The sequence below is a fragment of the Bradyrhizobium sp. MI1.3 genome (assembly GCF_055811695.1).
Genome location: NZ_JBVVPQ010000009.1, coordinates 165800 through 175844, shown reverse-complemented (window position 1 = coordinate 175844; position 10045 = coordinate 165800). Strand labels below are relative to the sequence as shown.

The following is a 10045-nucleotide window of genomic DNA, read 5'->3' as shown; positions in this document are numbered from 1 at the left end:
CCCCCCCCCCCCCCCCCCCCCCCCCCCCCCCCCCCCCGCCCCCCCCCCCCCCCGCCCCCCGCGCCCCCCGCGCGCCCCCCCCCCCCCCCCCCCCCCGTCTCCGATCCCCGGACCAGGTCCGGGGATGCCTGTTGCAAAATGTCCTCCGACGTGTCCATCAGATTACGCTGCGATGAACTCGTTCCACTTGCGCACCATGTAGTCGTTCTCGTCCATCACGGCGTTCCAGCACGCGACGCCGCCCATGCGGTCCTCGTAGGAGCCGCCGTCGCGCACGGCGCCGGCCTTCTCGAGCAGCGAGCCGTCGGGCGCCTTGATGTCCTTCTCTGCCGCCTTGCCTTCCATCCAGTAGGCCCACTCGTACGGCTCCATATGCGCCTTCGCGGTGGAGAGCACGGCGGAGTAGTAGCCCTGGCGGTTGAGATAAGCGCCAGCATAGCCGGAAAGGAACCAGTTGACGAACTCGTAGGCCCATTCGAGCTTCGCACCCGAGACGCCCTTGGAGACGCAGAAGCCGGACGCCCAGGAGCGATAGCCTTCCTTGAGCGGCTGGAAGGTGCAGGCAATCCCCATCGAGCGGACCTTCGTCACCGCCGGCGACCACATCGACTGGATGACGGTCTCGCCCGAGGCCATCAGGTTGACGCTCTCGTTGAAGTCTTTCCAGAAGGCGCGGAACTGACCGGCCTTCTTGGCTTCGGTCATCACCTTCATCGTAAGATCGATCTCTTCCTTGGTCATGTTGCCCTTGTCGGCATATTTGTACTTGCCGGTGGCTTCCACGACCATCGCGGCATCCATGATGCCGATCGAGGGGATGTTGAGGATCGAGGCCTTGCCCTTGAACTCGGGATTGAGCAATTCGGCCCACGAGCTGATCGGACGCTTGATGATGTCGGGGCGGATACCGAGCGTGTCGGCGTTGTAGACGGTCGGGATGAGCGTGACGAACTCGGTTGCCGAGGTCGCGAACTTCTTGGAGTCCTTGCCTTCGAGATAGAGCACCTTCCAGGGCGCGGTGCCCTGGCCGCCGATCTTCTTGCCGCCGGGAGTGACGCCCTTGGTGAAGACGGGCGTGATGTTGTCGAATTCCTTGATCTTCCTGGCATCGAGGGCAAGGATGTTGCCCGACGGCACGATCTTCTTCAGCGCGAAATATTCGGTGTCGAGCACGTCGAAGGAGTTCGGCTGGGTCATCACGCGCTTGGTGACGTCGTCGGTGGTCGCGGTGATGTATTCGATCTTGATGCCGGTGTCCTTCAGGCACTGCTTGGAGATCTCGTCGCCCTCGTTAACCGCGGTGCCGAGATAGCGCAGCACCTTCGGCTCGGCCGACATGACGTAGGGAAATCCGGTGATGGCGCCGGAGCCGGCGGCAAGGCCGGCGAGACCCGCGGTGCTCTTCAGTAGCGTGCGGCGGCTAAGGCCCTTCTTCCTGGTCGTTTCGGTCATATCACTGACTCCTCTGTTGCGCATTCCGGTGATTGATCGGCGCTATTGCAGACGTTGCGCCTTGGCGGGATCCCAGGTGGCCAGCACGCGATCGCCCGGCCGGAACTGGTGGACGTCGAAGGCGGCCTCGGGAAGGTGGGAGAACAGGGCGGTCCCGTCTTCGAGCGTGAGCGAGACGGCGATGTAGGAGCCCTGGTACTCGGTCTGGGTCAGCAGCGCCGGCGCGCCGACCGCGCCGTCGGCGATCGGCACGATGCCGAGCTGATCGGCGCGCACGGCGATGAGTTTGCCTGCGTCGCTGAGGACGTTGTGGCCGCCGATGAAGCGCGCCACGAATTCGGTGCGGGGATGATGGAAGATGTCGCGGGCGCTTCCCTGCTGCTCGATCCTGCCCTGGTTCATCACGACGATGTGGTCGGCCAGCGCCATCGCCTCTTCCTGGCCGTGCGTGACCTGAACGAAGCTGATGCCGAGCTCGCGCTGCAGCCGCTTCAGTTCGCCGCGCATCCTGACCCGCAGGAATGGGTCGAGCGCCGAGAGCGGCTCGTCGAGCAACAGGATCTGCGGCTCGGTGATCAGCGCGCGGGCCAGCGCGACGCGCTGCTGCTGGCCGCCGGAGAGCTGTGCGGGGAGGCGGGCCGCGTAGGGCGTCATCGCCACCAGCTCGAGCAGCTCGCCGGCGCGCTTGTGCCGCGTCGCCCGGTCGATGCCGCGCATTTTCAGGGCAAACGCCACGTTGTCGATCACGGTGAGGTGTGGAAACAGCGCGTAGGACTGGAACATCATCGCCGTACCGCGCTTGGCGGGTTCGAGATCGGTGACGTTCTGCGGGCCCAGGATGATGTCGCCCTCACTGACGGCCTCGTGGCCGGCGATCATGCGCAAGGTCGAGGTTTTGCCGCAGCCGGAGGGGCCGAGCAGGCAGCAATAGGTGCCGGCCGGGATCTTCAAATTGACGGTGTCGACCGCCAGCGTCGTGTCGTAGCGCTTGGTGACGGCGACCAGTTCGAGGGCGGCGGGAGTGGCCATGGCGTGTCCGGGGCGAGGGCGATGCTGCGCCTCTCTCCGCAAGGTCCATGCCAATCGCGCTTGAATCGTTCTCGGCCGGCCGAATTCCAAAACAGTGCAGCGGAGTCAGATCGTTAGATCGAATCCCTCGGGCGTGGGCGGCTCGTTGCCTTCGCAGCTGCGTGCACACAAAACAGGCGCGGATTGTATAAAGTTTCGCCTGTGATTGGATACAGCTGGTCGATTAGGATTCGACGCCATCTTCGACGATCGAGTCCTCACCCCCATGGCCGCCAAGTCCCGACCGAAATCCGACGCGCCAGATGCGAGCGATCGCGTCAGCCGCATCCGGGAAGGCGTGACCGCGGCGATCCTCGAGCATCGCCTGCTGCCCGGCACGAAACTCGGCGAGGACGAGATCGGCGAGATCTACGGCTCAAGCCGGACGCTGGTTCGCACCGCGCTGCAACAGCTCGCGCATGAGGGCATCGTCAACATCGAGAAGAACCGCGGCGCCTTCGTCGCGCGGCCGACGCCAGCCGACGCCCGCGAAGTGTTCGAGGCGCGCCGCCTGATCGAGCCGACAATCATCGATCACGCCGTTGACGCGGTGTCGCCGGCCTGGATCGGGCGTCTCCAGCGGCATCTTGCCGAGGAACGCGAGGCGGAGCTGCGTGGCGATGCGCGTGCTTCGGTCCGCCTCTCCGGCGATTTCCATCGACTCGTCGCCGAGATGAGTGGCCACAGCATCTATCTCGGTTTTCTCAAGGAGCTGATCGCGCGCTCGTCGCTCATCATCCTGCTCTACCGCCGGCACGACACGCCGGCCTGCGGCACCGATCATCACGCCGGCATCGTCGCTGCGATTCGCAAATGCGACAGGGAAGCCGCGCGCGCGCAGATGTTGTCGCATCTGAACGAGATCGAGGCCGAGCTGTTCCTGAAGGATCCAGCCGACGAGTTGCGGCTCGCGGACGTGCTGGGCGCGTGAGCAAGCTGCGCCGGCGGCTTATGGCGACGGAGATCCTTCGTTTCGCCTGACTATCTTCAGCACCAGCAAACCTGCGCCAAGAACCAGGAAGAGAACGCCGAAGAAAGTCGTGCCGCCGGATTCGAAGGTTACACCGACCGCGGTCAGCAGGCATCCGAGGATGATTGCGAAGAGCCCGCCGAGCTTCTTGACCAGCAGGACATATCCGTCACTCGTTTGTGCTACCATGTTGCGCCTCGTTCACTTGATGTAGGGCTGTCCTCGCGTCTCCCTTCGCCCATGACCCTCTCGCGTAGCCCGTGGCCGATCGTATTCCAGCGCACGGGTATTGCAATCTCGCGTTGAGAGTTGCTCTTCGCTCTTTTGATTTGAGTTCGATGCAAGCGCGACAGTAGCGCTTACACACGTGCCGAAAATTCCCGGCGTTTTGTGCAGTCATCCATGTCTCATAGAGTCGTATGGCTGAAATGCAAAATCGCCTTATGGTTGTAAATTGACTCGCGGCGATGATGGGAATCAACTGAAGCGTGAGCGTCGAGTTCTAGAACGGAGCCGACATCAGGTGAATCCGTTCTGCGGAGTGCTGCCATGGCGCGAGCTCTGGCTGACGAACGAGAGACCGCCTACGTTTCGACCGGCCACTTGCCCGCTCCCGAGATTGTGCAAGCGCTGGTGAACGAGGCGCAGCGGCGGTTTCAATCAATCGCGACGGAACAAACTCGCAGGTCTACCCTGCGCTCGCCCGCGTTCCGAGCGAGCTGTTCGGGGTCTGCGTCGTCGGAACCAGCGGACAGGTCTAGGCGCCGGCGAGGTCTCATCATCCTCACCGGCTTTCCGCTCACGGGGCTCTGGGTCCTGGGATTGCTGCTCGGCATTGACCTGTTGTCCCACGGCATCGGATGGCTGAGCCTTGCATGGCGGCCTGCAGCTGCCGCTGCCTAGCGCGCGCACCGGATGCGGAGAGCGAAGATGCGGGGTTTGGGTTCGCGGGCTGGACTCGCGAGAGCTGCCGTTCTGCTGACGTTGGGGACGATGAGCATCTTCAGCCCGTCGCCTGCGATGGCCCAGCAGGACTCCGCCGTTCTGTTCCGCAGCGTGCGGATATTCGACGGAAAGAACGGCGCGCTCTCTGCCTCATCCAATGTTCTCGTCAGGAACAAGACGATCGAGAAGATCTCGGCCACGGACATCACGGCAGAAGCCAAGGTGATCGACGGCGGCGGCCGCGTGCTGATGCCGGGGCTGATCGACGCGCATTGGCACGCGATGCTGGTACGGCCGACCCCGATGGCCGTGCTTGCAGGTGACGTCGGCTACAACAATCTGCTCGCTGCCACTGAGGCAGCGGCCACGCTGATGCGCGGCTTCACCACCGTGCGTGACATGGGAGGACCTTCGTTCGGATTGAAGCAGGCCATCGACGAGGACCTCGTTGCGGGTCCACGCATCTATCCCTCCGGCGCCATGATCACCATTACTGCCGGCCATGGCGACTTCCGCCAGCTTGCCGATCTGCCGCGAACGATCGGCGGCATGCTCAGCCGCATGGAGCGGATTGGCGGCAGCATGGTCGCCGAGAGTCCCGACGAAGTCCGCGTGCGGGCGCGCGAACAGCTGATGCAGGGGGCTTCGCAGGTCAAGCTCACGGCGGGCGGCGGTGTCGCGTCGCCGTTCAGCCCACTTGACGTCTCCACCTTCACCGAGCCGGAGCTGCGCGCCGCCGTCGAGGCCGCCGACAATTGGGGCACCTATGTCGCCACCCACGCTTACACGCCGGTCGCGATCCAGCGCTCGATCGCGGCCGGCGTGAGATGCATCGAGCATGCCCACCTCATCGACGAGGCGAGTGCACGGCTGATGGCGGAAAAGGGGATCTGGTTGAGCACGCAGCCATTCCTGGATATCTCCGGCGCCGCCGCGCTGGGACCAGCGGAGCAGGACAAGATGCGGCAGGTGGTTGCCGGCACCGACCGCGTCTACGCGCTGGCGAAAAAGTACGGCATCAAGACAGCGTTCGGGACCGACGTCCTGTTCTCGCAGGCGCTGGCGGACAAGCAGGGCGCGATGCTGGCCGCGCTGACGCGCTGGTATACGCCGGCCGAGGCGCTGACCATGGCGACATCGACCAATGCCGAATTGCTGGGCTTGTCGGGCCTGCGCAATCCCTATCCCGGAAAGCTCGGTGTGGTCGAGGAGGGCGCGCTGGCCGATCTCCTGCTCGTCGACGGCAATCCGCTCGAAGACATCGCCCTGGTCAAGGATCCCGCCAAGAACTTTGTGCTGATCATGAAGGGCGGCAGGATTTACAAGAACAGTCTCGCGCAGTGAGGAGCCGCCCCGAATCTATTGCGGCTCCAATCCGAGAGTCTTGATCGACTCGAGCCAGATCGGCCCTTCTTTTTCGTAAAGCGCAATCGAGGAGGCGCGATCCATGGCCGGCTGGTCGACGCCGAAGGCATCGAGCAGCTTCTGCACGCGCTCCGTCTTGCCGCCTTCGACCATCAGCTTGGCGAGCATGTCGATCCGGTCTGCAGGCATCGCAGCAGGCGCCACCAGCGCGGTAAAGCTGATGAGCTGGAAGACATTGCCGGTGACCCCTTGCTCGGCAAATGTCTTGGTCTCGGGCAGCTTCTTCATGCGCACCGGTGTCGGCACGGCAATTGGGCGGCCGATGCCGGTATCGAGCACCGGCAGCGCGGCCTGATAGCTTCCGACCGCCGCCTGGATCACCCCGGCGGCAAGATCCTGCCACATCGGCGCTTCGCCGCGATAATGCACGATGGAAATGTCGAGACCGAATTGTCGGTTGAGCTCGGCGATCGCAATGTGCGCGAACGAGCCGATCCCGTACGAGCCAGCCGTGACCTTGTTGCTACGTGCGTACGCGACGAACTCTTCGATCGTCTTTGCATTGGTGGCGGAATGGACCACCAACGGCAGATGCCCCGAAGGCGTCACCGCGACGATCGTGAAATCCTTGTCCGGATCATAGGCCAGCGATTTCAGCAGCAGCCGGTTACCGAGCAGGGTGGACGAGATCGTGTACATCAGCGTGTAACCGTCGGCCGGGGAATCCTTCACCGACTGTGCCGCCAGCGCGCCGCTGGCTCCGGTCTTGTTTTCGACAATGACCGGCTGGCCAAGCTTCTGCGAGATGTAGTCGCCATAGGCGCGGGCGAAGGCATCGGTGATGCCGCCTGCCGGTGTGGAGACGACGATCTTGATTGCCCGGGTCGGCCAGGCTTCGGCCCAAGCCGTTTCAGAAGCGGCCAGCGTCAGGCATGCAATCGCGGCAGCCCAAATTCTCGCGGATGTCCGCACTTCGGCCTCCCCTTTTCCGTGTGTCATTGGGCAGCCGGCAGCCGCCGCAACGAGGTGTCACATGGGCAAGGAGGAGGGTCAAGAAATCAAAATATCGTTTCACTGTGTGAAATGGTCACGGCCGGCCTGCAGGAGAGCCTGGCGCAGCAAGCTTGGCGCCGAGCGCCTCGGCAAGTGCGGAAGCGACCTTCTTCATCGGAGGTACGAAGCGGCGTATGCCTTCCTCCGGACTGACCGCTTCGCGGAGCATCATCACGTTCATGCTGCCGAACAGCCGGTTCTGAAGCGCGACGGGAACGCCAAGCGCCCAGACTGCGCCGCCGAAGACACTGCGGCTGTAGCTGTCGTCCATCACCGCGAACCCGGCTTTGCGGATCGTGCGCAGCGCCTTGGTGAGCTTGTCGGGATTGCGCGCCAGATCGTTCCAGGGCTCGGGACCGAGGGCAAGCCGCGCGGCAATGCGCTCCTGCTCGGCAGGCTCGCAGAAGGCGAGATAGGCCCGTCCCATCGAGGTGCCGAGGACGGGAAAGCGAAAACCCGGCGGGCGGCTGAACAGCAGCGATCCATCCACGCGCGTTGTGTGGGCGATGACCATGGATTCCTGATCGAGCACCGCGATGTCTGACGGCCAATGGATCTGCTTGCGGAATTTGTTCAGGATGGGTTCGGCGATGCCGCCAATCCAGGTCGGTTCGTCATAGCCTGCGCTGAGCAGCAGCGCGCGTCCCGTCGGCGCGTAGCTGGCCGGTTCGGTACGGCGCACCACATAACCTTCATGCTCCAGCGTCTCGAGCATGCGGACGATCGTCGCCTTGTTGAGCCCCGTCGCCTTGTGCAGCGAGCCGACGGTCGACTGACGTTCCTGGTTGATCACCCGCAAGACTTCGAGGCCCCTGGACAACGCGATGACGGGACGGAACGACGTCATGGCAGCTCCTTGTGATTGCCGTGCCGGTAGCCGATGAAGCAACCCGGAGGGACAGGGCAGCGCGCTCGACGCCATCGCCACCGATTGCGGGAAGGCTGGCATGAGTCAAGCTCGCTGACGCGTTCATCTCGGTTTCGAGTAGAGCGGAATTCGCAGTCAATTCGATCGCTTGCTGCGCCCGGCGGCAATTTAGTTCCTGTGGTCAAGCCGCTCGCGGCCTCGTGTGGACGGTGGGGTACTGCGACGTAAGGTGACTATTCCTCGCGGGCGGCAGCGGCTATACGCTGTCGCTCTGTCATTGAACTGTCATGTTACCTCAAATGCTGAAGTCAGACGCAACGCCGGTCCGCAAGCATCCGAGCGCGCGGGATGGGAGTCCTGTTGCGAAGGACAACAAGAGAACGCAAGCCGTCGCCGGCTTCCTCAGGCAACGCGAACCCGCCGCGGAACCTGTGATCGTCGAGGGCGCTGTGATCGATCAGACGCCATCGCAAGACGCGGAACCGGCAACGGAACCACTCCGGTCGAGTGCTGCCGCGCATGGTGCCGGTGAGATCGAACTCAAGCTTCTCGTCGATGCCGATCGCATGGCGCATTTCAACGCTGCGCCTGTGATCGCGACGAACGCGCGCAACAAGGGCACGCGCAAACATCTCAAGTCCGTCTACTACGACACGCCGGAGCGGACACTTCGGCGCAACGGCTTGAGCCTGCGCGTTCGTCAGAGCGGTGCGCGCTTCGTTCAAACCGTGAAGACCGATGCGGTGGACGATCCACTCCGCCGTGGCGAGTGGGAGGCGAGCGTGCCTTCGCTTGCGCCCGACCTCGCTTTGGCAATGCCCTTCATTCCTGAGAAGCTTCGCGGCCACCTGGAAGCGCAGCCGCTCGAAGCGGTCTTCACCGCCGATGTCCATCGCCATGCGCGGCTGATCGAGCTGCCGTCAGGCGCGGTCGAGATCGCCTTCGACCGGGGTGAGTTGACGGCCGGCGACCGTTCACTGCCGGTGAACGAGATCGAGCTGGAGCTCAAGAGCGGCAGCGCCGGCGCGATCTACGAGATCGCGCTGCGGCTCGCGGAGCACGGTGACGTAAAGCCGTCGATCCGCACCAAATCGGCACGGGGGTTCGATCTTGCCGCCGACAAGCCGCCCTCGGCTCGACGTCCGCGAAAACTTCGTCTCGATGCGTCGGTCACGCTCGACGAGGCCTTCGCCACGATCCTGCGCTCCTGCTTCCTCCATCTGCTTCAGTCGCTGCCGGCTGCCGAGGACGGCCGCAATCCGGAAGGAATCCATCAGTTGCGCGTCTCGCTGCGCCGGCTGCGGTCGGTGCTGGATCTGATGCATTCGGCGGGCGTGTCGAGCAACGTCGACACGCTGCGAACCGAAGCCAGATGGCTGGCGCAGGATTTGTCCGCCGCGCGCGACTGGGATGTGTTCCGGCTCGATACTTTGCCGACGATCGCAACAGCCTGTCCGTCGGTCGCGGGCTTTGACGCGCTGGGCCAGGTTGCGGCCGAACGCCAGTCGGATGCCTATCGCAAGGCGCACGATGCGCTCGACGATCGCCGCTGCGCGATGTTCCTGATCAGCCTCGGCGGGTGGATCGAGACGCGGGGCTGGCGCAACGACATCGCCGCGCAGGATCTCGGCCAGCTCGCCGACCCCGCCGTCGACTTCGCGCAGCGCATTCTGTCGGAGCAATATGCGAAGGTGCTCAGGCGCGGCCGCCGCTTCAAGTCGCTTCCCGCCGAAGGTCTGCACCGCGTGCGGCTCGCGACCAAGCGGCTGCGCTATCTCAGCGAGTTTCTGCTGCCGCTGTTCGCAGACCGCAAATCCGCGCGAAAATTCGCGCGCAGGCTCGCCGGCTTGCAGGAGCAGCTCGGCGCCTTCAACGACATGGTGGTGACGGCATCGTTGCTCGACAGGCTTGGTGCCGGGCCGGAGGGTGCCATTGCCGCGGCGGCGATCGCCGGCTGGCAGGCGCGCGCGTCGGTCGGGGTGCAGCCCGCCCTGCAAAGCACATGGCGCGATTTCACTGCCGCGCGCGTGCCCTGGTCGCGGCAGACGCCGCAGGACTAAGCGAAGTACGTCCCCAAAAAAGTTGCGCCCAGCCATTGGGGGATGGCTGGGCGCGCGCGAACCGGTCTGGGACGGGGAGGGGTGGGGATGTGACCGGGTCGCGGTTGTGTTTGGTTTTTGTGTTCTGTTATGGGAATTGTGCCATGGGCGGGGGGTGGGGGCCCCCCCCGGAACGCCCGGGTGGTGGGGGGGGCGCCGATGGTGGAGAGAGGGGGGGGACCCCCCCCCCCCCCCCCGCGGGGGCCCCACCCGAGCCGCCGCCCG

At 64.5% G+C, this 10045-nt stretch carries 8 protein-coding genes; 3 read left to right on the top strand and 5 right to left on the bottom strand.

Annotated features, from left to right (window positions below):
* Positions 1-162 precede the first annotated feature (162 nt).
* Positions 163-1452: an ABC transporter substrate-binding protein gene (locus AC0L3A_RS09395; RefSeq protein WP_007602563.1), complete on the bottom strand. Its 1290-nt coding sequence runs from the start codon at positions 1450-1452 to the stop codon at positions 163-165.
* 42 nt (positions 1453-1494) lie between these two features.
* On the bottom strand, positions 1495-2481 hold the full coding sequence (locus tag AC0L3A_RS09390) for an ABC transporter ATP-binding protein (protein WP_354128722.1): 987 nt from the start codon (positions 2479-2481) through the stop codon (positions 1495-1497).
* 265 nt (positions 2482-2746) lie between these two features.
* On the opposite strand from AC0L3A_RS09390, the gene AC0L3A_RS09385 reads away from it, so the two are divergent.
* Positions 2747-3451: a GntR family transcriptional regulator gene (locus AC0L3A_RS09385; RefSeq protein ID WP_473254224.1), complete on the top strand. Its 705-nt coding sequence runs from the start codon at positions 2747-2749 to the stop codon at positions 3449-3451.
* A gap of 18 nt (positions 3452-3469) precedes the next feature.
* Here the strand turns inward: AC0L3A_RS09385 and AC0L3A_RS09380 are convergent, their stop codons facing one another.
* Positions 3470-3679, bottom strand: a complete 210-nt coding sequence (locus AC0L3A_RS09380) for a hypothetical protein (RefSeq protein ID WP_007602565.1) — start codon at positions 3677-3679, stop codon at positions 3470-3472.
* A gap of 804 nt (positions 3680-4483) precedes the next feature.
* On the opposite strand from AC0L3A_RS09380, the gene AC0L3A_RS09375 reads away from it, so the two are divergent.
* On the top strand, positions 4484-5779 hold the full coding sequence (locus tag AC0L3A_RS09375; RefSeq protein WP_473254222.1) for a metal-dependent hydrolase family protein: 1296 nt from the start codon (positions 4484-4486) through the stop codon (positions 5777-5779).
* A 15-nt stretch (positions 5780-5794) separates the two neighbouring features.
* Here AC0L3A_RS09375 and AC0L3A_RS09370 read toward each other — a convergent pair whose 3' ends face one another.
* Positions 5795-6772: a Bug family tripartite tricarboxylate transporter substrate binding protein gene (locus tag AC0L3A_RS09370; protein ID WP_219683843.1), complete on the bottom strand. Its 978-nt coding sequence runs from the start codon at positions 6770-6772 to the stop codon at positions 5795-5797.
* 115 nt (positions 6773-6887) lie between these two features.
* Positions 6888-7700, bottom strand: a complete 813-nt coding sequence (locus tag AC0L3A_RS09365) for a helix-turn-helix domain-containing protein (protein WP_219683842.1) — start codon at positions 7698-7700, stop codon at positions 6888-6890.
* 320 nt (positions 7701-8020) lie between these two features.
* Here AC0L3A_RS09365 and AC0L3A_RS09360 point away from each other — a divergent pair, with 320 nt between their 5' ends.
* Complete coding sequence (locus tag AC0L3A_RS09360) at positions 8021-9781, top strand: CYTH and CHAD domain-containing protein (RefSeq protein ID WP_219683841.1); 1761 nt, start codon at positions 8021-8023, stop codon at positions 9779-9781.
* The last annotated feature ends 264 nt before the right edge of the window (positions 9782-10045 follow it).

Coding starts and splice junctions, on each gene's coding strand:
- AC0L3A_RS09390 (WP_354128722.1), bottom strand. CDS start 2,481: ATGGCCACTCCCGCCGCCCTCGAACTGGTCGCCGTCACCAAGCGCTAC.
- AC0L3A_RS09380 (WP_007602565.1), bottom strand. CDS start 3,679: ATGGTAGCACAAACGAGTGACGGATATGTCCTGCTGGTCAAGAAGCTC.
- AC0L3A_RS09385 (WP_473254224.1), top strand. CDS start 2,747: ATGGCCGCCAAGTCCCGACCGAAATCCGACGCGCCAGATGCGAGCGAT.
- AC0L3A_RS09365 (WP_219683842.1), bottom strand. CDS start 7,700: ATGACGTCGTTCCGTCCCGTCATCGCGTTGTCCAGGGGCCTCGAAGTC.
- AC0L3A_RS09395 (WP_007602563.1), bottom strand. CDS start 1,452: ATGACCGAAACGACCAGGAAGAAGGGCCTTAGCCGCCGCACGCTACTG.
- AC0L3A_RS09375 (WP_473254222.1), top strand. CDS start 4,484: ATGAGCATCTTCAGCCCGTCGCCTGCGATGGCCCAGCAGGACTCCGCC.
- AC0L3A_RS09360 (WP_219683841.1), top strand. CDS start 8,021: ATGCTGAAGTCAGACGCAACGCCGGTCCGCAAGCATCCGAGCGCGCGG.